25 protein-coding genes, 2 tRNA genes and 2 pseudogenes are annotated in these 25,548 nt (G+C 34.1%); 10 read left to right on the top strand and 19 right to left on the bottom strand.

What is annotated here, in order from left to right:
* Window positions 1-522: a cytochrome b gene (locus WHA_RS05260; RefSeq protein WP_015589417.1), complete on the bottom strand. Its 522-nt coding sequence runs from the start codon at window positions 520-522 to the stop codon at window positions 1-3.
* Between the two features lie 1,257 nt (window positions 523-1,779).
* Here WHA_RS05260 and WHA_RS05255 point away from each other — a divergent pair.
* The 3 genes and pseudogenes from WHA_RS05255 to WHA_RS05235 all read left to right on the top strand — a co-directional run bounded on the left by WHA_RS05255 (window position 1,780) and on the right by WHA_RS05235 (window position 4,268).
* A complete protein-coding gene (locus WHA_RS05255) occupies window positions 1,780-2,976 on the top strand; it encodes a phosphoglycerate kinase (protein ID WP_015589416.1) in 1,197 nt (398 codons plus the stop codon).
* Window positions 2,977-3,025: 49 nt separating this feature from the next.
* Window positions 3,026-3,820: pseudogene (locus tag WHA_RS07575) on the top strand (EndoU domain-containing protein).
* 97 nt (window positions 3,821-3,917) lie between these two features.
* Entirely contained in the window at window positions 3,918-4,268 is a 351-nt protein-coding gene (locus WHA_RS05235) for a diacylglycerol kinase (RefSeq protein ID WP_015589415.1), read from the top strand.
* Window positions 4,269-4,279: 11 nt separating this feature from the next.
* Here the strand turns inward: WHA_RS05235 and WHA_RS05230 are convergent, their stop codons facing one another.
* Together WHA_RS05230 and WHA_RS07135 are read right to left on the bottom strand one after the other, a co-directional pair.
* Window positions 4,280-5,224 carry an RluA family pseudouridine synthase gene (locus tag WHA_RS05230; RefSeq protein ID WP_041573544.1) on the bottom strand — a complete coding sequence of 315 codons (945 nt, stop codon included), beginning with the start codon at window positions 5,222-5,224 and terminating at the stop codon, window positions 4,280-4,282.
* The gene (locus WHA_RS07135; protein ID WP_227738568.1) at window positions 5,215-6,279 is read right to left on the bottom strand and encodes a hypothetical protein; all 1,065 of its coding nucleotides are present in this window, start codon (window positions 6,277-6,279) and stop codon (window positions 5,215-5,217) included. Before WHA_RS07135 ends, WHA_RS05230 begins: the two co-directional genes overlap by 10 nt.
* A 31-nt stretch (window positions 6,280-6,310) precedes the next feature.
* Here WHA_RS07135 and WHA_RS07130 point away from each other — a divergent pair, with 31 nt between their 5' ends.
* On the top strand, window positions 6,311-6,562 hold the full coding sequence (locus WHA_RS07130; protein ID WP_227738567.1) for a hypothetical protein: 252 nt from the start codon (window positions 6,311-6,313) through the stop codon (window positions 6,560-6,562).
* A 71-nt stretch (window positions 6,563-6,633) separates the two neighbouring features.
* Here the strand turns inward: WHA_RS07130 and WHA_RS07125 are convergent, their stop codons facing one another.
* Together WHA_RS07125 and WHA_RS05220 are read right to left on the bottom strand one after the other, a co-directional pair.
* Window positions 6,634-6,912: a hypothetical protein gene (locus WHA_RS07125; protein ID WP_227738566.1), complete on the bottom strand. Its 279-nt coding sequence runs from the start codon at window positions 6,910-6,912 to the stop codon at window positions 6,634-6,636.
* Between the two features lie 61 nt (window positions 6,913-6,973).
* Window positions 6,974-9,127 carry a ComEC/Rec2 family competence protein gene (locus WHA_RS05220; RefSeq protein WP_015589413.1) on the bottom strand — a complete coding sequence of 718 codons (2,154 nt, stop codon included), beginning with the start codon at window positions 9,125-9,127 and terminating at the stop codon, window positions 6,974-6,976.
* Between the two features lie 62 nt (window positions 9,128-9,189).
* On the opposite strand from WHA_RS05220, the gene WHA_RS05215 reads away from it, so the two are divergent.
* A tRNA-Met gene (locus WHA_RS05215) sits at window positions 9,190-9,266 on the top strand.
* A 3-nt stretch (window positions 9,267-9,269) separates the two neighbouring features.
* Here the strand turns inward: WHA_RS05215 and pdxH are convergent.
* Both pdxH and mutM read right to left on the bottom strand, forming a co-directional pair.
* Complete coding sequence (pdxH, locus tag WHA_RS05210) at window positions 9,270-9,863, bottom strand: pyridoxamine 5'-phosphate oxidase (RefSeq protein WP_015589412.1); 594 nt, start codon at window positions 9,861-9,863, stop codon at window positions 9,270-9,272.
* A gap of 16 nt (window positions 9,864-9,879) precedes the next feature.
* A complete protein-coding gene (mutM, locus tag WHA_RS05205) occupies window positions 9,880-10,695 on the bottom strand; it encodes a bifunctional DNA-formamidopyrimidine glycosylase/DNA-(apurinic or apyrimidinic site) lyase (protein WP_015589411.1) in 816 nt (271 codons plus the stop codon).
* A gap of 247 nt (window positions 10,696-10,942) precedes the next feature.
* Here mutM and WHA_RS05200 point away from each other — a divergent pair.
* Window positions 10,943-11,015 (top strand) — tRNA-Thr (locus WHA_RS05200).
* A gap of 53 nt (window positions 11,016-11,068) precedes the next feature.
* Here the strand turns inward: WHA_RS05200 and WHA_RS05195 are convergent.
* The 4 genes from WHA_RS05195 to WHA_RS07265 form a co-directional block, all read right to left on the bottom strand.
* Entirely contained in the window at window positions 11,069-12,595 is a 1,527-nt protein-coding gene (locus tag WHA_RS05195; protein ID WP_015589410.1) for an acyl-CoA carboxylase subunit beta, read from the bottom strand.
* Window positions 12,596-12,702: 107 nt separating this feature from the next.
* Window positions 12,703-13,005 carry a hypothetical protein gene (locus WHA_RS07120; protein ID WP_227738565.1) on the bottom strand — a complete coding sequence of 101 codons (303 nt, stop codon included), beginning with the start codon at window positions 13,003-13,005 and terminating at the stop codon, window positions 12,703-12,705.
* Between the two features lie 24 nt (window positions 13,006-13,029).
* On the bottom strand, window positions 13,030-13,386 hold the full coding sequence (locus tag WHA_RS07115; RefSeq protein WP_227738564.1) for a hypothetical protein: 357 nt from the start codon (window positions 13,384-13,386) through the stop codon (window positions 13,030-13,032).
* A 32-nt stretch (window positions 13,387-13,418) separates the two neighbouring features.
* Window positions 13,419-13,553 carry a hypothetical protein gene (locus WHA_RS07265; protein ID WP_255324782.1) on the bottom strand — a complete coding sequence of 45 codons (135 nt, stop codon included), beginning with the start codon at window positions 13,551-13,553 and terminating at the stop codon, window positions 13,419-13,421.
* Between the two features lie 154 nt (window positions 13,554-13,707).
* Between WHA_RS07265 and WHA_RS06625 the strand changes: the two are divergent.
* A pseudogene (locus tag WHA_RS06625) lies at window positions 13,708-14,851 on the top strand (transposase).
* Window positions 14,852-15,040: 189 nt separating this feature from the next.
* Here WHA_RS06625 and WHA_RS05175 read toward each other — a convergent pair.
* From WHA_RS05175 to WHA_RS05150, 7 genes are all read right to left on the bottom strand, one after another.
* The gene (locus WHA_RS05175; protein ID WP_015589409.1) at window positions 15,041-16,291 is read right to left on the bottom strand and encodes a citrate synthase; all 1,251 of its coding nucleotides are present in this window, start codon (window positions 16,289-16,291) and stop codon (window positions 15,041-15,043) included.
* Between the two features lie 80 nt (window positions 16,292-16,371).
* Window positions 16,372-16,641: a 30S ribosomal protein S20 gene (gene rpsT, locus WHA_RS05170; protein ID WP_012673338.1), complete on the bottom strand. Its 270-nt coding sequence runs from the start codon at window positions 16,639-16,641 to the stop codon at window positions 16,372-16,374.
* Between the two features lie 51 nt (window positions 16,642-16,692).
* Window positions 16,693-17,418, bottom strand: a complete 726-nt coding sequence (locus WHA_RS05165; RefSeq protein ID WP_010963063.1) for a lysophospholipid acyltransferase family protein — start codon at window positions 17,416-17,418, stop codon at window positions 16,693-16,695.
* A 55-nt stretch (window positions 17,419-17,473) separates the two neighbouring features.
* Window positions 17,474-18,460: a tyrosine recombinase gene (locus tag WHA_RS05160; protein ID WP_015589408.1), complete on the bottom strand. Its 987-nt coding sequence runs from the start codon at window positions 18,458-18,460 to the stop codon at window positions 17,474-17,476.
* Window positions 18,450-18,620: a hypothetical protein gene (locus WHA_RS06950; protein WP_007549057.1), complete on the bottom strand. Its 171-nt coding sequence runs from the start codon at window positions 18,618-18,620 to the stop codon at window positions 18,450-18,452. The genes WHA_RS05160 and WHA_RS06950 overlap by 11 nt, the downstream gene beginning before the upstream one ends.
* A gap of 205 nt (window positions 18,621-18,825) precedes the next feature.
* On the bottom strand, window positions 18,826-19,461 hold the full coding sequence (locus tag WHA_RS05155) for a DnaA ATPase domain-containing protein (RefSeq protein WP_006280257.1): 636 nt from the start codon (window positions 19,459-19,461) through the stop codon (window positions 18,826-18,828).
* 129 nt (window positions 19,462-19,590) lie between these two features.
* Entirely contained in the window at window positions 19,591-20,655 is a 1,065-nt protein-coding gene (locus tag WHA_RS05150; protein WP_015589407.1) for an AI-2E family transporter, read from the bottom strand.
* Between the two features lie 263 nt (window positions 20,656-20,918).
* Between WHA_RS05150 and ispD the strand changes: the two genes are divergently transcribed.
* Complete coding sequence (gene ispD, locus WHA_RS05145) at window positions 20,919-22,112, top strand: 2-C-methyl-D-erythritol 4-phosphate cytidylyltransferase (protein WP_015589406.1); 1,194 nt, start codon at window positions 20,919-20,921, stop codon at window positions 22,110-22,112.
* A gap of 739 nt (window positions 22,113-22,851) precedes the next feature.
* Here ispD and WHA_RS05140 read toward each other — a convergent pair.
* The gene (locus WHA_RS05140; protein WP_015589405.1) at window positions 22,852-23,916 is read right to left on the bottom strand and encodes a 5-(carboxyamino)imidazole ribonucleotide synthase; all 1,065 of its coding nucleotides are present in this window, start codon (window positions 23,914-23,916) and stop codon (window positions 22,852-22,854) included.
* 99 nt (window positions 23,917-24,015) lie between these two features.
* Between WHA_RS05140 and apaG the strand changes: the two genes are divergently transcribed.
* On the top strand, window positions 24,016-24,417 hold the full coding sequence (gene apaG, locus WHA_RS05135; protein WP_174516854.1) for a Co2+/Mg2+ efflux protein ApaG: 402 nt from the start codon (window positions 24,016-24,018) through the stop codon (window positions 24,415-24,417).
* A gap of 234 nt (window positions 24,418-24,651) precedes the next feature.
* Window positions 24,652-25,545, top strand: a complete 894-nt coding sequence (locus WHA_RS05130) for an Rpn family recombination-promoting nuclease/putative transposase (RefSeq protein WP_015589403.1) — start codon at window positions 24,652-24,654, stop codon at window positions 25,543-25,545.
* The last annotated feature ends 3 nt before the right edge of the window (window positions 25,546-25,548 follow it).

The following is a 25,548-nucleotide window of genomic DNA, read 5'->3' as shown; positions in this document are numbered from 1 at the left end:
CTATATCATACGTTTAAAAATGTTTTGCTTATCTATAAATGTGTGCTTCAAAGCGCCAAGTATATGTAAGATTATAAAGAGTACCATAAAATATGCAAGCATCGAATGTAGCTCGTTAGCCGTGTTAGCTAGATCTTTGTTTTGATTAATCAACAAAGGGATATGGAAAAAATATTTGATCTGTTTGCCAGAAGCAGAAGACATGACATAGCCAGATAGTGGCATTAGCACCATTAAAGAATACAAACCAAAGTGCACTGCTTTACTTATATTGATTACAAACCGAGAAAAATTTGCTGGAAGTGGTGGAACATAAGTAAAGACGCGAAAAAATATGCGTACTATGATTAATCCAAGAATAGTGATACCGCAAGCCTTATGAATAGCGTATATGTTGAACTTAATTTCATTGCTAAGTGGTAAGCTTTTCATATAAAGTCCAGAGCAAAGCATACCGATAATAAAAACAGCCATCAACCAATGGATAACTCTTAAACCTAGGCTATATTTATTGTCTTCCATTTTGATTACTCTAAAGTAGCATTTATATAATAGAAAAACTATTTTTCAATCAAAATTATTAAAGCAATTTAGATTTACCAACAATGTAGCTATACAAATTCGACCCAGCCGGAAGTCAAGGGCACCTAAATCAAGAAACGGATTAAACGAAAAACTTACTTGACACCCTTCGCCAGCGCCCTTATCATGAAACTGAAGCTATTGTATTTGCTTTCGCCAATCTGCAGATTAAAAGGTAAGGATTACTTAATGTATCGGCGTCTTATGTTCAATTTTTTGCAGTATATAGATACTGTATGTCTTTACAAAACTTCATCTACATCTAGATTTTTATCTAAATAAGCTGAACGCGCTTATAAAGCGTTACAAGACATCAAAAAATGCCAATACTCGACAGAGATAGTAAAAGACTAGCTAACTCGGGGATTCTTTGTCTTTTTTTCTGCTTAGTAAATTTCTTAAACATTTGCAGCGTAGGTTAGTTGCAATTAAAAGCGGCTGAATCTCGCTTGTCAAGCGTTTAAAACATAAAAAACGCCAATATTTTAAAGCGGATAATAACCTCAGGGCTTCTTTTGCCTTTTTTTTCATTTAGTAAATTTCTTAAATATTTATAGCTAAACGACAACCGTCATCCCGCTACGTGTTAGCGGGATCTATGTTAAGAGATACCGCGAATGAATCGCGGTATGACGGTGTAATGATGGTTAAGTAATTCGTCATCCCGCTGCTTGTTAGCGGGATCTCTTGTTAGCGCCGCGGCAGAATGACGGTTCGTAGCGGTATGACGGTTAAGCAATTTGTCATCCCACTACGTGTTAGCGGGATCTCTTGTTAGCGCCGCGGCGGTATGACGGTTCGTGGCGGTATGACGGTTAAGCAATTTGTCATCCCACTACGTGTTAGCAGCTAAGAGATACCGCGAATGAATCGCGGTATGACGGTTCGTGGCGGTATGACGGTTCGCGCGGTGGCATGACCTCGTCATCCCGCTACGTGTTAGCGGGATCTATGCTTTGAGATACCGCGAATGAATCGCGGTATGACGGTGTAGATGATGGTTAAGTAATTCGTCATCCCGCTACGTGTTAGCGGGATCTCTTGTTAGCGCCGCAGCGGTATGACGGTTCGTGGCGGCATGACGATAAGGTTCCAGTGTCAAGCGTTTGGCATGCAAATTTCCTTAAACGTTCGTAAGCTTAAAACTTTACTTTAGATCAAACTGCTGTATAGTGACTTTATAGCTTTAGTTTTACAATGAGTATACCTAGTATAGAAAATTGTGATCTTCACAATAAAGCCGTCTTACTCAGAGTTGACTTCAATGTTCCTATAAAAGATGGAGAAATTCGTGACGTCACTCGTATTTTGAGAGCATTGCCTACTATTCAGTATTTAGTGAATGCGAGTGCAAAGATTATTATTATATCACATTTTGGACGCCCAAAGGCCAGAGACAATAATCTGTCGCTAAAAAATGTAATTGACACTTTATCGCAGTTACTAAATAAAAAAGTGAAATTCATTGACGATTGCTTTGGTGAAAAAGTACAAAGAGCAGTAAGTGTTATGGATGCAGGAGATATAATATTACTAGAGAATCTAAGATTTTATAAAGAGGAAGAGCAAAGTGACTCAAATTTTGCCAAACAACTAGCATCTCTAGCGGATATATATGTAAATGATGCATTTTCTTGCTCTCACAGAGCTCACGCTTCTATTTCACGCATTACAGAATTTTTACCTTCTTATGCGGGATTTTGCTTGCAAGATGAGCTAAAGTATCTTGAAAAAGCTGTATCATTTAAAGCTAAACCTATTACTGCGATAGTTGGGGGAGCTAAAATATCAACTAAAATAAAAGTGCTTATGAAGCTAACAGAAAAGGTTGATTACCTAGTTCTAGGTGGTGCAATAGCCAATAATTTTTTGTCATTTAGCAAAGTAAATATAGGGAAATCTTTCTTTCAAAATGGTGTTGACGACCTTCTACATAATATTGTTGAAACAGCAAATAAAAACAATTGCAAAATAGTTGTGCCAGAAGACGTTCTGGTTGCAGTAAACTCTGATTACAGCACTAGTATTTCAAGAAGAACTGAGTCCATTTTGGACGGTGATATAATTTTGGATATCGGACCACAAACTTTGAGTACAATAAGCAGTATAATAGCAAGCAGTAAGACTCTGCTGTGGAATGGACCTATTGGTGTTTTTGAACATTCAGCTTTTGCAAGTGGTACAATAGGGGTAATGAAAATCGTAAGTGACTTAACGCACAAAGGAAAGTTAACCAGCATAATAGGGGGAGGCGATAGTCTATCTGCAATAAGCGCTGCAGGCCTTACCGATAAGGATTTTACATATGTTTCCACTGGTGGAGGAGCATTTTTAGATTGGTTAAGTGGCGATGAAATGCCGGGAGTTGCTGCTCTGCAAAAACGATTAGATTAAAACTTTTTTAAATTATTTCTTATAGGCTAGCTTTTTTGTGAACGTGATTATGTCGAAGACAGTTAAACTAATTTTGTGTTTAATAATACCAATAATAGGATTTATTTTTTATATTAAGGATCATTATTTTCACACCGGCTATGTAGAAGAAAATGTTGAAGTCAATTTTGAACCATTTTTCAGTTCACAACCAGCCACCGTTTCAGAATTAACTGACTTCGATAGAGGAGTGTTGAAAGTTTGTGGAGATTGGGGAGCACATCCAGATAAAGAAGATTTCAAAATTTTACTTAGTTGTCCGCAGCATCAAGAAGTAGTGAAAGGAATATATAAGTGATTACGCCAGATGCGGATTTGGAGTTACTTAAAGATGAACTGGCTAACATTTGGTTTACAAATAGTGAAAGTGAAAAAGAAACTATAGGGTTTGGACATATTTTTTGTGGTGAGCCAAACGATAAACTAGGTGGTATGCATTTTGTAGGTAGATATGTTGAAGCTCAAGAAGATAAATGGGCAGGTGCAATTTGGAATGATAAGTCCCTATGCAATAAATCAGATATTAAGCCGCCAGTTTATACATTTGGAATGAAATATTTAGGTAAGGATGGGGAAGTGAAAGTTAAATGCCCAAATGGATACGCATATAACCTTCATGCCGATAATTTCTGCAACTAAGGCGTTTAAGGAATTAGGAAAAGATGGAATGTGTCTATATGAAATGGAAGATGACGATTATCAATCAGTGTTTGTAAGAAAGAATGATGCTATACTCACGTTCTATCCTGACTTAACACCAAAATGTGATGATAAGAGTACTTATTGTAGTTGCGGTAAATCTTAATTTCAAAACCAATAGGGTAAACAAATGATAAAAATGCTATAGGGTGTAGCAAATCCAAATGAGTTAAAATTTTGATTAAAGGGTTTTGTGAATAATAATGAAGAAGGGCATTATTCGTCTAATAAAAGCAATTCAATACTCTTGTGAAGGAATAAAATCAGCTTTTATATCAGAAATTGCGTTCAGACAGGAGTTACTGCTTTTTATAGTATGTGTCTCAATTTTGTTTGTTTTGGATGTAAGTAATCTAGAACGTACAGTAATGATAAGCAGCCTATTCCTGGTGTTAATTGTGGAAATTGTTAACACTGCTTTTGAAACGACAATTGAGCGTATTTCCAGTGAACAACACATACTTTCAAAAAAGGTGAAAGATCTAGGTAGTGCAGCAGTTTTTCTTTCATTAATTAACTTCCTGATAACATGGATGATAATATTGATAGGTTAATACGAATGTTATTAAGATATGTTGTCAAACTCACCAATTAAAGTTTTTATATCTTGCGGTAAATCAGAGACAAATTCCATGTATCCCTTACTTTTGGGGTGATATAAGCCCAGTGTATAAGCATGTAGTGCTTGTCTATTGAAATTACGAATAAAACTAGAGTTTTTAGCATATTTTGTGCTTTTACTACTATTTTTTCCATAAACTTGATCACCAACTATGGAATGTCCTATGTGGCTCATGTGGACTCGAATTTGGTGTGTTCTGCCTGTCTCTAAAGTGCATTTAACGAGGCTTACTTGTCCTATAACTTTTTGCACTAAATAGTGAGTGATTGCTAATTTGCCTGTGATTTTTGTTACACACATCATTTCTTTATTACCGCGTTTGGGAGCAATGTTAGTTTTTATCGTGCCTTGCTGAGAAGATAATGTTCCCCAAACTACTGCTAAGTATTCCCGCTTTATTTTGCGATTCGATAACAATTCAGACAAAAAACTATGGGCTGCTTCATTTTTTGCAATTACCATTAGCCCACTAGTATCTTTATCGAGTCTATGAACAATTCCTGGTCTTACATTAAGGTGAGCGATAACTGCGTTCAAAAGCGTATCATTGTTTGTCCCAGCACCTGGGTGCACTGTTAATCCACTTTGTTTACTCAGAACTATAATATCCTCATCTTCATAGACGATATCAAGTTTTATGTCATAATTAGGCTCAATTGATGTGGATATGTCAGGTTGAACGAGATGTACTATATACTCTTCACCTGGTTTTACTATGTGATCATTATTAATTATCGGTATGCCAAGTAATTTCACCTGCTCATTTTGTATCAATCTTTGAGCTTTACTGCGTGATATGTTGCATTTTTCAGCTATATAGGTGTCTAACCTTAATTTCTCTTTATCATTATTAACACTTAAGGTTATTATTGAGTGATCTATAGTGATTTACCCCGCGCCATTTCCCATGCTGCTTGAACATTTGGGTCTGTAAACATTGTTGCACTAGACTCAATTTGCAGATCACCTTGTTTTTTAATATGGCAAATTGTTTGAGAGCCATCTTTCCAGTAGATTGTAACTTTATTATCAAAATCTCGTAATGTTGCCTCAACCTTTTTTTCTTTATTATCTTTTTCTTCCAGCTTAATAGATTCTAATAAATAATATAGAAAGTCACTTGGTTTGCCGTTGATTTTTTCTTTCCATTCATCTGTTTTTTCTTGTTCAGATTTTTTTTGCTCTAACTTTTCCTTCTTTTGCTGCAGCTTATTTTGTTCTGCTTCCAGCTCTAACTTTCTAACTGTGTCACGTAGTTCTTTGACTTTATTTTCTAATACTAATAATTTATTAGTATTATTTCCATTGTTAGCTTCTAAATCAGGCGTACTTGGTTGAGCTTGCTTCTTTTTTATTTCTTCTAATTCATTCCTTACTACGTTTAATTGCTTCTTCAATTCCGTTTTTTCCTTTTCTGTATCCTCTTTTAACTTTTTTAGCATGCTAAGGAACTCGTTATTATTAGACTGCGTAGTTGATTGAAGCCAGCCTACAAAGCGGCTTGGTTCAAATCGTTCAATTTTATCTTCAGCAATTTTAATAGCATTCTCTAACCTAGAAAAAGTACCTTCAATATCTAGTGAATGTGCTTTTTTTGTCAATTCTTTAGTGTTATTTAAAACTTCTGAAATTTCTGCATGTAGCCAATCTAAATCTTTTTTGATGTCTTCTCTGATTTTTTTTAGGTGATCAAGCGTTTCTTTAATGTTAATATTTGCAGGCTTTAAAAGACTATTATCAAGTAAATCGCAAGCTTTTTTAAGGTTACTGTCAAATGAGTTGCAAAGCGGACTAAGTAGTTTTTTCATTAGAGATATTAGTTCATTTTCCCTTTTACCAAGCTTATTTTCTACTACTGATACAATCATGCCCTTTCCAGACCAGTATGGAAATAGAAGACCTAAAGAACTGTGTTTTCTAATAGTATGATTTTCATGATCCACGCTATTACTTATTAGATTGCTAAGTGTTGATATGATGCATAAAAGAATAGCGACTAATAAAGCTATTAATATTATTGGAGCATTAATGGATTGTGATATTGCTGAAACTACTATAATAGTACCAAATACATATGATCCAGTAAACAAGAGAATCCTATTTCTATTTTCTGCTTCTATATCTTCTAGTATTTCTCTCTGCGTCTTAGAAATTGGTAAAACTATTGAAAGCTTTTCCCCCTTTTTATCTAAATTTGTTACAATTTCAATTTTTTCGGCTTCTTGAACAATCTGGCTGTACTGTTCATCAACTTGATAGTTTCCTACTTTTTTATCTATCTCATTCTCTTTTATTTTTTATGTATTTATAAAGTTTATAACAGCAGTAAATAAGAGAACTATAAGAGGAATAAAGGCAAGAGGTGCTTGCGTGAACGCAAACCCAGCAATACTTACTGTAACAGGCTGAATAGAAAAGGCAGTAAATGCTATAAGAGTAGCAATGGTACTTGCTATCGATATAGTACCAGAATACTTTCTTATAGAGCTCAAAATTCTACTGGGCTGGTCAGAAAGTTTTCTAAATCCTAAAAAATCAAAATAGTCTTTGAAAGGATCTTGAGTGTCTGTAACCATAACATTTTTCTAGTTTAAACTTATTTAGGTATACATTAACCAAACCTTAAAATCAAGTTTCTTAATTTTTCAACATGTGCCAAGGCCTATTGGAGCGCACTGTATTAATCTTTACGTAACGATTTGTTAACCAAACAGAATGTGTGCCATACGTTTCTAGATCAGCATGTTTAATAATTTTAGCGTTGCAAGCTGAATAGTCAAACTCACTTAATTGAATTGTTAAATCAACTTTATCACAATTTTCTGAAATATCTTCTTTTTTATAAGCTAGCAGCACTAATTTATTATTTCCTTTATTATATATGCAGCCATACTTTAGTCTTTTATCTGGATTGCTATATTTTGTATGATTCAAAATTTGGTTCTGTCCGTTTTGCTTTGCCCACGTTTTGATAACAAAATTTCTGCTTTTTCTAGTGAGAGAATATAGTAAGTTATCACTCTCCTTTGCAGCAACATTATCAGCATTTATTAGGATGTCGGGGGTTTTATATGCAGCGCTAAAGCAAATACCTAGTACAATAAAAAAAAATCCCAAAAAACGCCAATTTCTTTCCCACAAGCACAGCCACAATAACCCAAATGTTATTATAATAATTGATGAGGCAGGAAAAGTACGAATGGGAATAACCAAATACTGAAGACTAGCGATAGCGTTTGTTATATACAAAATGCTGTCAATTGGGCGCTCTATAAGTGGCGCTATAATCCACTCAATACCCAAAGGAATCAAAAAAACATAGATTATTCCAAGTGGAATAATAATTAATGTAACTATCGGTATAGCAACTAAATTTGTGATAATGCCACTAATTGAAAAATAATTAAAATTATATATCGTATACGGAACAGTTGCTAAACTTGCTATTACTGAGCTGATCATTATCGACACAAAATATTTCATTATTTTTATTTTGAATAATTTGTTGGCATTGATCTGATAACTGGCAACCAGTGCCAAAACAGCAGAAAATGACATCTGAAAGCCAGGCTTTAAAATTGCTTCTGGTTCTACTGAGAGTATCACTGAAGCAGCAAACGCAATTGCTATTAACCCTCGATATTTTCTCTCTATCATTATTGCAACGAGTACTAAAATCACCATGATGTAGGCACGCTGAGCAGAAATTTGCATACCGGTAATCAACAAATAAAACGTGGTTGGCAAGATAGTAAGGAATGCAGATATTTTCTTGGTGTTATACTTAAGAGTCAAAGTTTCAGATATTGCGAATAAATTACGAAACACTACAAAAAACAGACCAGCAACGAATGATAAATGCAAACCAGATATGGCAAACAAATGTGCTATACCTGAATCTCGTATCGCGTCCATAGTTTTTTGATCTATGCCATCTTTTTTACCGATCAGTAATGCAGAGATTATATCCGCATGTGGTTTCTTGATATTTTGCTGCAGGTTTTCATAAATGTATTGACGGAAAGATTCTATATATTCTTGAAATTTCCTTGCTTCAGCCTTTTTGTGCAGGGCTATTTTGCTTGTTGCAAAGCCTGTTGCACTTATTTTCTGGTAATATGCTATTCTTGCAAAATCGTATGCATACTCCGAGGGCGCAATCTTTAGAGGGAAGAGTTTTGCTGATAATTTTACTTGATCGCCTATTTTAATGCCTTTTTCCACTTTGGTTCTAACTGATATTCTGATGTTATCTAGAGCTCTATCCGGTGTCATTCCAGCGCGTGACGCTGGAATCCATATCTTTTTTTTCTGGATCCCAGTATCAAGTACTGGGATGACAAAAGGGGGCGCTGGGATGACAGGAGAGGATTTTGAGATAGTAGGGGATTTTTCAACAGAAAGCAGAAATTGTTTATATGAGCCCCTGTCGTTAATATCCTTCACTGTGGCAACGATATCTTTTACATATCTCTCTTTATCAAGAATTTGAGTATCAACTAAAGCTGTTCTTAATTTACTAGCTGTAAATCCTATGAGCACTGCAATTAAAGCGATACACAATATCGCGTACCTTTTATACAATATTGCAATCAAAATTAGTGTGGGTAAAAGCAAAAGAAAAATAGATATGCAGCTTGGTTCAAAACTTAGGGAAAAATAGGTTAGAATTCCTACACACTGAAAAACAGGAAACCACAGTATCAAGTTATATTGTTCATTGCGCAGATTGTTACGTATATAACTAACTATTATGTCAAGAAAAGTTAATAAGTGTGTCGATATTTGCATGTGGTGAAATTTTATTTTTCTTTTTTCATTATTTGTATATATAATAACTAAATAAGCAACGACGCGGGATGGAGCAGCTCGGTAGCTCGTCAGGCTCATAACCTGAAGGTCGTAGGTTCAAATCCTACTCCCGCAACCATTTTTAAGGATATAGTTGTTCCACTTTCCAATCGCTTCCCTCAACAAGAGTGTATCTAAATCTAATATGCTTCCTATATTCACCTTCTTGCCAAAATTCAATTACTTTTGGGATTACGCAAAATCCCACCCAAAAATCAGGACGAGGGACCTTTTGATCATAAAATTCTTTATTCTTCAATTCAATAGCTTGCTCAAAATCTTGCCAATCTTTCAGAATGCTCGATTGTTTTGAGCACCATGCGCTAATTTGACTATCACGTGCTCGAGAAGAGAAGTATTTGTCAGTTCTTTCATCGTTTAGAAGTTTAACCTCTCCTTCAATTCTTACCTGCCTAGAAAATTCTATCCAGTGAAACACTAACGCAGCTTTGGGGTTCTCAGTCAATTCTTTCCCTTTTTTACTGTTTACGTTAGTGAAAAACACAAAACCTTCTTTGCTATATTCCTTTAGTAATACCACTCTTGCAGATGGAATACAGTCTTTGCTACAAGTTGCTAGCGTCATTGCAGTTGGTTGTTCACACGGAGAATTAAGTACTGCTTTGTACCACTTTGAAAACAAATCAAATGGATCTTTTTCAAGTGAAAATATCATATCAAAAAATAAAATCTTAATTCTGGCACGCGTTGCAAAAATAAGTGCTACGGCCATTTTGTCGTATAAGTGTTATGATATTATTGCAAATCTTGCAAGGTTTTTGAACTTTACCATATACGTAAAAGTTATTTTGAAAGTATCCAGCAGATCCAGATGGCTGTGCATAATCTTTCAGTGTTGAACCGCCTGCAGCAATTGCATCACTCAGAGTATTTTTTATTTCAGCAGCAAGTTTTTCGCACTCCCTATAGGTCAAGTTTTTTGCTGACCTGAGTGGTGATATACAGGCTCTAAACAAGCTCTCAGAAGCATATATGTTGCCTACGCCAACTATTGATTTATTGTCCATTAACGCTGATTTGATATTCACTTTTTTGTTTTTCAGCAACTCCTGTAAATAGTCTCCACTGAATTCATCCGTGAGGGGCTCTATTCCAAAATCGCTAAAAAAATCCGTTTCTTGTTCTTTATTTAAAACGATAACTAATCCAAATCTTCTTGGGTCATTAAAAATTATTGAAGTATTGTCAGAAAATAAAAATACCACGTGATCATGCTTATTCCGCATTTGATCGTGGTCAGCATATATAAGCTTTCCGCTCATGCCAAGATGTATGATTACAGCCACACTACCATCTGTATTCCAGATGGTATACTTACCTCTACGCTTGATGTTGCGTATGACTTTGCCCTTTAGCATATCATCAATATTTTTTGTTATTGGGGCACGTAAATTCCAATTATTCACTATAACATTACTGATTTGCTTGTTTTTAATTTTATCAAGCAAAAAATTAGAGATTACTTCCACTTCCGGTAGTTCTGGCATGATACCTCCTTCAAAACTTAAGTTTCTGATGGTAATTTTGTCGTTCTCAAATACATTCGAGTATTCTGCGGTGCTTTCTCCTAAAAATTCCTCACCACAAACGAGTTTTGAAAGGGTTCTCTGTCTACTCTGTTGCTGCTTTTTTCTTTTCAAAATATTTTGCTTTAAAGCTTTCGCTAATCTTTTTTTCTCCTCTTCTTTTTCCTTATTCTTTTTTGTGTTATTCATTATCATAATATATAAACTTGCCGTTGTAGCTCAGGTGGTAGAGTACGTCATTGGTAATGACGAGGTCCCAAGTTCGAGTCTTGGTAACGGCACACTGATTATACTTATAATATTGCATAACTTGTAAGCAAGGCTTAGAAGAAAGTTACAGAGGTAAGTTGTCATGCTTTTTCCATATCCTTTCTACCTTCTTGTTTTTGAGTAGCTCTAATGCTTTACAAAAGTGATACCTTGTTTTACTTGGCACTATAATGTCATCAATGTATCCATATGATGCAGCAAAAAATGGGTTAGCAAATTTTTCTTTATATTCTTTAATTAACGTTTGCTGATCTTTTTCGTGTCGAAATATAATCTCAACTGCACTTTCAGGGCCCATCACAGCTATTTCAGCAGTTGGCCAGGCATAATTTATATCACCTTTTAGATGTTTCGAATTCATAACAATGTATGCACCACCATACGCTTTTCTAGTGATAAGGCTAATTTTCGGCACGGTCGCTTCAGCGTAAGCGTAAAGCAGTTTCGCTCCGTGTTGTATTATATTATTGTATTCTTGATTTGTACCCGGCAAAAATCCTGGAACATCAATAAGTGTGATGATCGGAATGTTAAATGCGTCACAAAACCTTACAAACCTCGCAGCTTTTCTTGAAGAATCAATATCCAAACATCCTGCAAGGTGCATAGGTTGATTTGCAACAATACCGACAGTATTTCCTCCAATTCTACCAAAACCAGTTATGATATTACGAGCAAAATCAGGTTTCAGTTCAAAGAAATTCCTTTCATCACAAACTTTTTCAATGAGTTCATACATATCATAAGGAGTATTAGGATTGGTAGGAATTAGAGTGTTTAAGGATTCATCAATGTCGTCAACATCATTACAGATTGGTGCAGATTTTGGTGATTCTTGATTATTTGCTGGTAAGAAAGTAAAGAATTCACGCATTTTTAGCAGCATTTCAACATCATTATTGAATGCAAAATCCGCTACTCCTGTTTTGCTTGTATGAATTTTTGCTCCACCGAGGTCTTCGAAACTTACATCTTCGTAGGTAACCTTTTTTACTACATCTGGCCCGGTTATAAACATATATGAACTGTTTTTCACCATGAAAGTAAAGTCAGTTAATGCTGGGGAATAAACTGCACCTCCTGCACATGGGCCCATAATTAAAGAAATTTGTGGTATAACACCCGATGCATTTACGTTTCTTTGAAAAATTTCTCCATAACCAGCAAGAGAATTTACTCCTTCCTGAATTCTGGCTCCACCAGAATCATTTAGTCCGATAATTGGAACTCTGGCATTAATTGCCATATCCATAATTTTGCATATTTTTTTTGCATGTGACGCACCAAGTGAACCACCAAAGACAGTAAAATCCTGAGAATAAACAAAAACTTTTCTGCCATAAATAGTACCATGACCAATCACTACCCCATCACCTAAAAAATTAGCATTTTGCATGCCAAAATCATTTGCATGATGTTTTACGAATTTATCGTATTCTGCAAAAGAACTTTCATCGAGCAATATACTGAGCCTTTCTCTAGCAGTTAATTTCCCTTTTTCATGTTGTTTGGTAATCCTGTCAGAACCGCCTCCTTTTTCAGCTTCTAGTGCTTTGGTTTTTAGATTTTCTAGTATTTTAAAGTCTTGCATACAATAAAGTAGTTTTCAAATTAGTTGTAGACTTTATTAAGTTTACAAACCCTACTAACTATACACATACACTATTGCTATATGCAACAATGTATGTATGATAATTGTTAATGCTCTGGTGATTCATGGTCACTACTTTGAAAATGTTGCGATGTGTCAACACTTTTCATATTAGAAAGAGGTGGACTAACTGCACTGCTTTTTGTTTGTGCAAAACTTTTAGCAGCTTCAACAACCTTGCTTATACGAGGTTCTTTTTCTAGCTCTTTTAGGTACTTTGAGAAGATTTCACAACTTTTGTCATCCATATGTACCATTATTTTACCAAAACTTTCAGCTTTTTCATAAGATAAAATCATTTCGATCTTTTCATCGCCTACCCTAAAGGTCATTTTTACTTTGCCTTGCATATCATGATATTGCCAGCTTTTTATTCAGATTAGATTATCTCCTTCTCCTATTCGCAATGCACCATATTCTAAGTCCTTAAATTCCGGGGAGTTCATAAATTTTGCAGGAGTGATCACACTTTTTTCTGGACACTGTACATAATAAAATTTATTATCTCTTTCTACTACAATTTCTTTTTTTTTGTCATTTTCAATACTATCACTTACAATTTGTTTTAGACGTGACAAATATTCGCCGCGTTCTTTCAGTATATCTTCTGGCAATAATCTCCGAACTTCTTGGCTCACATCAGTGCCTGTTGAAACTAGATTAAACATTTCTAACATAAGAGGCCGTAGTTTTTCTTTTCCAGTCTCAGTAACATTTTTATCTTGCTCCATGAGGTGGTATAAGATCAGTATCGAATAATCTATTATTGATGACTTTTTTCTCCTTGGAATACATCAACACTAAACATGACCTTGTGCTTTTTTGCATCGTCTATAGATTTTTGAAGTCTCTTTGCTATGTTTTCGATAGCTTCATCATTAGGTAAGTGTTCAGGCAATGGCGTCAACTTAAGGAAAAATATCAGCGATAGTGTATAAAATTTCTCTCTAAATTTTTTATCATTAAATTATCCAAAGAGTGCAAGGGACAGCACTTTTGTTTCTGTTTTATTTCAACAAAGAAGTCTAAAATGTGTCCTTTTTAGGTGAAATATGCAAAAAGGAAAAAACCTTATTCTACAAATTAAAAATATAATATACTCGAAAACTTTTCAGAAAATCCATTGTGTTGAGTTTTACACGAACAAGAAAACTTCCTTTTTCGACAGTATTTTCTATGATTTTAAAGTTAGTTAAAAAAAGTTTGGGAATAGAATGTGAACTTATGGAGCCATTGACATGTACCCTCAAAGCAAGCTTTTTCTAAAGCAAGGTATAAGATTTGCCATACAGGCTTTCAAGAATTTAAGCATCCAAACAGCCTATCAGGATGAACCTGAGTTGGAGAGGCTATAGACTTATTGCAGCAGATGGTTCTGGTATGAGATTACCCAGCTCTGGGGAAATTGTATCCGAGTTTGAACCAAATGGAACAACAGGCACCATTGGCAATTTGTTTGTTGATTTGTGTACTTCGCTAATTTGTAGTGCTCGTCTTGCAGCTTGGAATATAGGTGAACAAACGTTGGCGGCAGAGCAATTACCCGAAGTTATCACTCAAATGCGTTTATTAAATCAAGAGAAATTATTATTTATCTATGATCGTCTTCAGTAAAATTCATTCAGCAGCATTATGATTTGGAAGTAGATTTTATTTTTCGCTTGCAAAAAAGAAATTATAGTAAGCTATGGGAACGCTGGCGAATTAGATTTTGATTTTATATTAGAAAATGAAAAGCTAAAAAATAAAATGAAAGGACAGAAAGTAAGAGTTATAGTGCTGACATTAGCCAACTGAGAAACAGAGTTTTTGACCGAGACTTTGGAGCAAAGCTTATGTGTTAAGGTGGCACATAGAGGAGTGCTATAAACGACTCAAAGTAGGAGCAGAGTTAGAGAATTTTTCTGGAGAGGCTGTATTACAAGAATTTTGGGCAAACTTGGTCATGTGCAATATATTATCGCTTCATATATGTGATGCACAAGGGCCTTGGAACCCAGATCAAATTACTGAGTATCGTTTAAATTTTTCAGTTTTATTTGGTGTAATGAGGCAGAAACTCTATCAGGTACTTATTGCGCCAAAAAACTTTCAAGCCCTTTTTAAGTATACGCGCTAAAGTTAAAATCCGACCGGGACAGCCGCAATAAAGTAGATAAGCCTAAACGCCATCATGTCTTTAGGAGAGTTTGCTAATGAAAGTTCTTAAGTTGACGCCATTGGCTGAACGGATACGGAATGACACCATCCTTTTTTCTGGATTCCAGACTGGAATGACACCTCTGGACACTTCCGTCGTAAAGGAACCAGTGTCAGCTACTCGGATGACACCTTTTTTCTACTTAGTTTGGGTTATGCAAGAAGTCTAATGAAGTGAAAATAAATTTATTTACCAAAATAGAGTTGCCTTGGTCTACAGATCTTAGTTTCTTTATCATTTATCATTTCATACCACTGAGTAACCCAACCAGTGGTTCTTGCAAGTGCAAAAATAGGCGTGAACATATTTGAGGGGATATCAATAGCATTCATTATTATACCTGAGTAAAAATCAACATTTGGATATAACTTACGCACGATAAAATATTCATCCTTTAAAGCTATTTCTTCAAGTTTTTTTGCAATTTTAAGCAGTTCATTATTTTGTTCTAGTTTACTTAGAACCTCATGGCAAGCGCCTTTCAATATACGCGCGCGCGGATCATAATTTTTATAAACACGATGTCCAAATCCCATCAATTTAAATGGATCTTTATCATCTTTAGCTTTTTCGATGAATTTATCTATATCTCCACTTTGCTCTATCTCTTTTAGCATATTTATAACTGCCTCATTAGCTCCACCATGTGCTGGTCCCCAAAGTGTAGCAACTCCTGCAGAGAGGCTTGCAAACAGATTAGAACCAGCCGATCCCACCAATCTGACAGCCGCCGTAGAAGCATTCTGTTCATGATCAGCATGGAGAGTAAATATTTTATCCAGAGCTTTTGCAAAAAGGGCGCTTTTATCATTATCAACAGCATCGCCAAATATCATCTTTAAGAAATTTTCACTGTAACTTAATTCATTGTTAGCATTTATGAATTCCTGATTGTTGATATGCCTATAAATCATTGCAATAATTGTGGAAACTTGCGCTATTGCAGAAATTCCAAAATCTAGGTCTTCACCATTGACATTGTTGCCATGCTTTTCATGATAAGATGCTGACAAACTTGCAAAACATGCAACTAAGATTGACATAGGGTGAGCAGTTTTTGGAAATGCTTTAATTACATTTGTAACTTGCTCTGATACTTTGGATGATTCTTGTATTTTGAGAAGAAATTTTTTGTGTTGCTCTGAACTGGGTAATTCACCATAGAGCAATAAATAAATCACAGCAGTAAAATTATTATTCTCTGCCAAATCAGCTATATTATGTCCCCTATATTTAAGAACTCCTTCATCTCCATCAATGAATGTAATTGTAGAAGAGCATGAAGCTGTAGAAACAAACCCTGGATCGTAAGTGAATAATCCTGTCATCTTATATAAATCCTTGATATTTAACACATCAGGACCTGTTGTTCCGCTTAATACAGGTAGCTCGATTTTTAATCCATTACTTAGTTCTAATAGCACTTTTTTATCCATCACTTAAGCTACTTAAATTTTATACAGAATATACAAACTGAGGAGTATATATTAATACAGTTAACTTTACATTAACCGTATTAAGCGGTCATCAATGCTTTTACTTTTGCATTTAAGCGACTTATTTTACGCGCAGCAGTATTCCTATGAATAACACCTTTATTCACACACTTGTGTAAATTAGATTCAGCATTCCGAAATGCCAGAACAACATTTTCTTTGTCGCCAGACTTGATTATATCAACCAATTTTCTAATAGAGGTGCGAGTTTTACTTTTCCGCATCTTATTTATTAAAGTGCGCTTTGCTATTACCTTTATCATTTTTTTAGCACTCTTATGATTTGCCATATATTAATACCTAAAATACTGTACTTTTCTTTTAATTATAAAGTTTTTTTGTTAATTTGCAATATCAGTTTTTCCTATGGTTAATCTACTGCTTCTCTCTTCAATAATTTTTTCTAAACTTTGCAAGAATTCATTTTTGTTTAACCCAGGATATATTGGGGGCAATATTTCTATTACTGCCTTTCCGGGATTCTTTCTCAGAGAAAGTATGCTTTTTGGCCAAAACAAACCAGTGTTTAAAGCAACCGGTAACACAGGAACAGATAATACGCTATATAAAGCAGCAATACCTGGTTGATATTTTATATTTTGGTTTATAGTTGTTCTTGTACCTTCAGGAAATATTATTATGCTTCTATTTTCTTTTATACGCATTTTTGCTAGTTTGATTATATGGCGTATAGAACTGATACCATCTGAACGGTTAATAAAAATCATTTTCAGCGCTATAAGATGCAAACCAATGAATGGAATCCATTTCAATTCACGTTTTAAAATAAAAACCGCTTTTCTAAATAGTAGTATAAAAATAAATGTTTCAAATGGAGATTGGTGTTTAGATGCAATGATAAAAGGTTGCTTAGGGATGTTTTCCATTCCCCTCACTTCATATTTAATGCCACATAATAAACGCAGCATGAATAATACAACTCTCACCGAACAGACGAGGAAAATGGTTATTACACACTCAGAAAAGAAAATTACAGGGAGAGTAATGAAAGTATAGAATACCTCCCATAATATAAGAAAGAAATTAAACAATAAACTTGAAATCACAAACTCACATAAATTTATTTAAATTTAACTTTATTACAAATTAAAAACAATAAATTTAATTATTGATCATCTGAGTAATAGGATGCGAATCAGCTAATTTGTCCTTTAACTTTTCGTTAGCAATATGAGTATATATTTGTGTTGTAGAAAGGTTAGTATGGCCAAGAACTTTCTGTATCAACACAATATTTGCTCCGCTATTTAGTAGATGGGTAGCAAAAGAATGCCTAATCACGTGTGGAGAGATCTCATTTTCATCAATATTGCATTTTCTTGCCAACTCCTTCATTAATTGACCGAGCCTCTGCCTTGTAATTGGTTTATTAGGTTTATCACCTGGGAATAGCCAATCGGATTCCTTTTCTTTAGAGATCAGATTATCACGAACTGATAAATAATTTCTAAGGCTCTGCAATGCTTGTTCATTAAAAAGAATTTGCCTCTCTCTACCACTTTTTCCTTTTATTATTATATAGCATTCTTTGTTATTACTGTTTATTAAATGTGACACTTCACATAATTTCATACTAATTAGTTCAGAAACACGCATTCCAGAAGAGTAAAGGATATCTAAAATCGCACATAGCCTTTTACTGCTTATCTCTTTATTCGATTCGCTTGCTGATTTTCTCACTGTGTCCATTAGCAAAAATATTTCTTCGACACTTAAATACTTAGGCAAAGGACGAGAAACTTTTGGATTCTTTAATTCAGCATCATTAGCCGGCGCTGGATTAAAATCTATTATTCCGTCATTAAATAGACACTTGTAAAAATTTTTCATAGCGGATATTTTTCTTGATATAGAGCTACTTTTATATTTTTTTTGTGTACATAAAGATTTCACATAATCTTTAATATTGGTTTTGTTTACACCAACCAAGGTAGTGCCGCTTTCCAATAAAAATTCTTCAAACTGGTGTAAATCCGAACGATAACTTTCCAGAGTATTTTGTGCAGCGAACCTCTCTGAAGCTAAAGCATCTATGTAATATGTTATGTAAAGATTTTCTTTTTTATTTTGCGACTGTTTATTTTTCATTATCAGTTCCTATATTTATTTCTTTGGCTATAATTTGATTAGAAGTGTTCCCTGTGTTTCTTATGAGAAAATATGAGACAAATAAAGCATTTATCAATAGAGTGAACATCACAAACTTTTGCTTTAACCTTTTTCTTAAATTTAATCTTACTCTTATCATAGTTAAATTATAACGTTAAATCTATAAAAAACACCTTATAAAGTGAGCTCTACTATAAATATAGAATACTTCTTAGCTGTATCTATCTATATTTATTATAACATAACATTGATTATAATTCTAACATGGACAGATAGAGATTCCAATTACGTTAGTGTTATGGGTGTTAATAAATTTTTAATATACACCTTTACAAAAGAAGAAATCAAATGGCATCTTTTTTTAATAAAGTGCTAATAAAAGGAACGGTCACATTTGACCCTATAGATTCATTATCTATCTTTTCTATAATTTTATCAATGCTATAGAAAGAACGTTCTATTCTTGCTAAAATATAATTAATCACTTTTAAATCAATTTTTAACTGTTTATCTGAAAATCGTTTTATTAGCATAATTCTTAATAATTCCTCGCTTGCAGGCAAAATTTTTACGCTGATAGTTGATAATATTCGAGAACTTAAATCTCTTAGTTTGAAGTTAAGCTTTTTTGGTGAAATTGAAGAAGTGATTAGCAGCCTCTTGTCGTTTTCTTTCATGTAATTGTAACAATGTAATAACATTGCTTCATCTTTAATGTTTTGTACGTCTTCTAAAATAAAAGCATCGCTATACCTAATCTCGCTTACGAAGTTATTCACATTGATAAAGATTGCATCGTTTATTGATTGCCAAATATGAGCAAGATGAGTTTTACCGGAGCTTTTAGGTCCAAAAAGAATCAGACATTTCCAAGATAAATCATTAACTACCGAATTATATACGTGCTTATTTTCATCTAAGATGATGTAATTTTGCCGGCTATAATCAGCTTGATTGTTGTTAAATAAATTTAATTGCACGTTGAACCTCTTACGTAACCTCTTTCTGGTAGTAATTTTTGCGCAGAAATTTACTTACGCTCCTCAAATGTGTCAGGTATTCTGGGCTCATTTCTCCTCTTACCATAAATTGATTATGCAAAAGGTCTGTTAGCCGTTTTTATAAAGCTCACTTTTAAAATATTTATTGATTGCATATTCTACTGATACATTGAACATTGCTATTATTGGAATAAAAAGTAATATACCTGTAAATCCAAAATATGAAGCGCATATAGTAATTCCCAGAATAATTACAGTTGGATGTATATGAACTTTTTTTCCTATTAATAAAGGAACTAATATATTTGAATCTATTAATTGTCCAACACCAAATAATAGCAAAACGGCAGCACTTTCAAACCATCCACTAAATTGAGTGATAGCGCTCAAAAACCCAATAATGGTATATAATAATGGCCCTACGTAAGGTATGAACGTTAACATTCCTGATAAAATTCCAATAACAATAGAGTGTTCCAATCCGATTATGCTCAGGCTCACAGAGTAAAAGACCATCATGACAATACATACATTTACCTGCCCCTTTAGATAATTAGATATAATGAAATCCACTTTGGAAAAATAATCTGCAATTTTTCCTCTGTAAGGAATAGGGATTAATTTATTAGCTTTTTCTATAATTAAAGGCCAATCACGTAATATGTAGAAAAACACTACAGGAGTAATCACCATTAATGGTACCGTGTTAAAGCTTGAACTTAACACTTGGATTATAAAGTTACTAGCAATATCAAGAGCATTCATGAAATAAGATACATAGTTGCTGTAATTTTCTGCTAGATTTTTAGATAAGTGATCAAATAAGCTATCCTCGATTTTTATATTAAGAAATTCTAATACAGAGGGGATTACTTTAAGCTTTAATGAAGGCACTTTACTCACTAAGAAATTTAATATTGAAGTAATTTGAACATATATAATAGGTAAAACAAATGTTATGACTAGTATAAAAGCTATTAATAAAATAAGTATTATAAAAATTACAGAACATGAACGCGGTATTCTATACTTTTCAAACTTAACTACTAGCGGATTAAACAAATATGCAATAATAATAGATATTAAACATGGAAAAATCATAGGACGCATCAGGAATAACATCCCTATTATAAAAAGCAGTATGAAACAAATAGTTATATGACGTTTTTGCATGTGTTTAGCATAGCTAATTTACTGAAAAATATGCAATTTATTTTTCCTATGTTGAAAGTATTTTACGATTTGTAATACTATCGTTTTTTACTAAAATTTAGTTGTTTAATCCGCAGGCAAAGATAGATTTTGAGCTCTCTAAATATCTCTTTTGCTATTATAATTATGCTAGTTAATAGGGGAAGTAACTTTTATATGATGTCAGAAATTTTATTTTTCGGAAAGAATCTTGGATAGAGAGGAAAGCTTCTACAAAAAGAAATATGTGCGCTAAGAAATACAAAATAGCAGCATTAATAGTTGCAGCGGGAGTAGGCAGTAGATGCAATTCTACGATTCCTAAGCAATATATAAAACTGGCAGGTAAATCTGTTTTATTTCATACAATTAAAAGATTTCTGGCTAACCAATATATAGATTACATAAGAATAGCAATTAATAGAGACCATGAAAGTTTCTATGAGAAAGCTATATCACTAATTACAGACACTAAATTACTAAGCCCTGTATACGGAGGAGAAAACAGGCAAAGTTCAGTTAAACTAGGGCTTGAAAGCTTACAAAAAGTTAACCCAGATTTTGTAGTTATACACGATGCTTGTAGGCCTTTTGTGTCAGATGTTCTGATAGATAACTTGGTTGAATCTATGATTAATGATCAATATACAGGAGTAGTTCCAGCAATAGAAGTTGAAGACACTATGTCATTGGTGAGTAATAGTTTTATTGAATCTACGATTTCAAGAGGAAAGCTCAGAGCCATACAAACCCCTCAAATTTTTAATTTCAAAGAATTATTATCATGCCATCAATCAGTCAAAGAATTTACTGACGATTCATCACTAATGGTAGAGCACAAAAAACATGTTGCGATTATTAAAGGTGAGAAAAGCAATTTTAAGTTAACCACAAAAGAGGATATCAATATGGCAAAGCTTCTTTTTGAAGAGCCAAAATTTCGTGTCGGAGCCGGTTATGATATACATAAGTTCATTAAAGTTCAAAACGGTGCTGAAAGCTTTATAAAAATTTGCGGTGTGAAAATTGAACACAACATGGCAATAGAAGCGCACTCTGATGGTGATGTTGCAATACATGCAATCGTTGATGCAATACTCGGAGCACTGGGATATGGCGACATAGGAGAGCACTTTCCTCCTAGTTCCTCTGAATGGAAAGATTGCAATTCATCTCACTTCCTTGACTTTGCTGCTAAAAAAGCAAAAGAAAAAGGGTACAGCGTATCTAATTTAGATATTACTATAGTTTGTGAAGAGCCTAAAATATCGCCTTACAAAGTAGAAATGAAGAAATTCATATCAAAAGCATTAGAAATTGATGATGAATTTGTAAATATCAAAGCAACCACTGCAGAAAAATTAGGTTCTCTTGGAAGAAATGAAGGAATAGCTGTACATGCTTCTGTGTTATTGCATACAAACTTTTATTGGAAATAGAAACGAAAAACTTCCTTGACAAACTCCGCCAGCCCCCTTATCATGAAACTGAAGCTATTTATTTATCTTCTCTGTACAGATTAAATGACAAAAAAACTCACGTATCTGGCGTCTCATGTTTAATTTTTTGCACTATGTGCACCTTATGTCTTTATCAAATTTCTGGGTTTTTACCTACACAAGCTGAAATACGCTTATAAAGCATTTAAAACATTAAAAAACGCCAACTTAAAAAATGGATAGTGAATAATTAGCTACCCTAGGGTTTCTTTTGCCTTTTTTTTCGTTTGGTAAATTTTTTAATGTTTGTGGCTAAACGACAACCGTCATCCCGCTGCTTGTTAGCGGGATCTAGAGATACCGCGGCGGCATGACGTAGGACTGCTGTCATTCAAGTAGCTGACGCTGGAATCCAGCCTTGCTGTAATCTCATCAAGAACGTTGTGTTTTAACATAAGATCAGCCACTTTTATGCTTACCAACTTAATAAAATTCCTGGATCCAAGTAGTCAGGCTACTCGGATGACACCTTCATAAAGTGAAATGAGATCCCGCTAACAAGCAGCGGGATGACGAGAAAGGGGCTACTCGGATGACACCCTCATAAAGTAAAATGAGATCCCGCTAACAAGCAGCGGAATGACGGGAAAAGAGGTGCTAGAATGACACCGTTTACTATGTAACATCTCATCATATCACAATGTTCGTACAGTTGTGGCGGTATAACGTAGAAAAACTGTTAACTTAAATCTATATTGACATGTCCCATTTTACGCTTATCTCTAACCTCTTTTTTCCCGTATATGGTTAAACTAGCTTTTTCGTTGCTCAAATACTTATGAGAATCATATATATCATTACCTATTGTATTTTTCGTCATACAAGGAAAGCGTAATACTACTTCCTGCATAGGTAGCCCGCATATTATCCTAACCAGCTGTTCAAATTGACTAACGTTACATGCATCCAAGCTCCAGTGGCAAGAATTGTGAGGTCTGGGAGCTAGTTCATTAACTAACAATTCGTTATCTTTAGTAACAAAAAATTCAATAGCCAGAATTCCTATTACATCAAGCGCATTTGCTATTTTCTTTGCAGCTCGTTGTACCTCTTGAGTTAATTTGCTATCTATTTTAGCTGGCACTGTTGAAGTATCAAGTATTCCATCAACGTGGTAATTTTCTGCTATAGGAAAAAAAGCTACTTTACCGTTTTTATCTCTTGCAACGACTATTGAAACCTCTTTCAGTAAATCAACACTTGCTTCAAGAATGTACTCTGTATTCCAATCAAAGGAAGCAAATTGCTTCACTTCAGAATCATTCTCAAGCACATATTGCCCTTTTCCATCATAACCCATTTCTGTTGTTTTCAGCCTTGTTGGATAGCCAAAAGCTCTACTGCTTTCCAGTAGCTCATTATAATTTTGTATACTTTTGTATTCAGCAGTTTTTATACTCAAGCTTCTAATGAAATCTTTCTCTCTAAGCCTATTTTGCGCAATGTGTAACGCTTTTTTACCCGGATAAAAATTTACATCGATATTAATTGCACTACATGGAATATTTTCAGACTCAATAGTGACCAAATCCACACTCTGTGCAAAAGATTCAAGCGCTTTCTTATCAGAGAAATCTGCTATTGTGAAATCATCAGCAACAGAGCAAGCCGGATCGTCTTTAGCACTGGCAAAAACATGTGTTTTTTGTCCAAGTTTTGTTGCAGCGATAGCAGTCATTTTACCTAATTGTCCACCACCTATTATTCCTATTACTTTTTTGCTAAGCGCATCTGGTTCATTCATACTATAAATTGATATTTCCTAATTAGAGTATACTTGAAAAATCTATGAAAAAAGTATATAATTAGGATACTATCTTTTTATCATGAATATTCTATAATGATTCTAGAATACACACTAACTACCAACTTTGTTGAAGTTACAGTTTTACCAATTTATATTGAAGAGCAATCCATTCCTTATGAAAATTGCTATGTATGGATGTATAACGTTAAGATAAAAAACAAAAGCCAATCAACTATTCAATTGTTAAGTCGTCATTGGCAAATAATAGATTATAAGGGAAAAGTAAATGAAATTGCCGGAGTTGGTGTTATCGGAGAACAACCTGTGATAAAATCTGGAGAGGTATTCAAATACACAAGTGGAACATACTTAAATGCACCGTCAGGAATAATGCAGGGTAAGTATGAATTTCTGAATGAAGAAAGCATAAAAATTTTTGAGGTTATGATACCACCCTTTTCTTTGGATAGTCCATACGTCAAAACTAGACCCCATTAACTATCAAAATAGTTTATTTGTAACCAGACTGCATTCTGTGATTTTTAGCAAAGCACGATACACAATCGTCATCCCGCTACTTGTTAGCGGGATCTATGCTAAGATACCGCGAATGAATCGCGGTATGACGGTTCGTGGCGGTTATGACGTGTTAGCTATAGCTATCTTCAAAAATATGGTTGAATAATTGTTAATAATAGTGTATAATTATTAATATTTTTAAGCACTTTGGCTATGGCTCTTTCAAAATTTCTCGATCCTCGCAATGATTTGTGTTTCAAAAAAATCTTTGGAACGGAAAAAAATAAGAATATCCTGACCCACTTTTTGAACGATATTTTAGGGTTTACTGAGATAAATGCAATACAAGAAGTTGAGTTTCTTAGCACTATTATGGATCCCGAAGTTGCCTCTGATAAACAAAGTATTGTTGATGTTCTCTGCAAGGATTCTCACGGAAATAGATATATAGCAGAAATGCAGCTCGCTAGAGACAAGGGCTTTGAAAAGCGCGCACAACTCTATGCTGCTAAAGCCTACTCAAGACAATTAGATAAATCTGGCAACTACATTGATTTAAAGAAAGTCTTCTTTATTGCTATATCAAATTGTAACTTACTTCCTGAAGAAGTTGATTATATTTCTACTCACAATATACGTGATATAAAAACTAACGGCCATTACTTAAAAGATTTTCAGTTTGTCTTTATTGAGTTGCCTAAATTCGCAAAAAATAAAGTAGAGCAGTTAGAAAGTATAGTAGAAAGGTGGTGTTTCTTTTTTAAATACGCAGAAGAAACAACAGAAGAGGACTTAAAAGAGATAGCAGAAAAAGCGCCAATAATAAAGCTAGCATATGATGAATTAGACAAGTTTCGTTGGAACGAAAAAGATTTAGTAGCCTATGAAGAAAGGATAATGGATCTACGCAAAGAAGAAGCTATTCTTGAATACAGACTTGATCTTGCTGAAGAGAAAGGTATACAAAAAGGTATAGAGAAAGGGAAAATTGAAGGGAAAATTGAAGTCGCAAAAGCAATGCTGGCTAATAATGTTGATGTCAACACTATTGTTAAGTTTACTGGCCTTTCTATTAGTGAGATTGAAGAATTAAGTGGAAATCTGTGAACA

Origin of the sequence: Wolbachia endosymbiont of Drosophila simulans wHa, from assembly GCF_000376605.1 — a bacterium.
Classification (GTDB): Bacteria; Pseudomonadota; Alphaproteobacteria; order Rickettsiales; family Anaplasmataceae; genus Wolbachia; species Wolbachia pipientis.
Note: the sequence above shows the minus strand (reverse complement) of the source record. Positions and strands in the feature narration are given on the sequence as shown.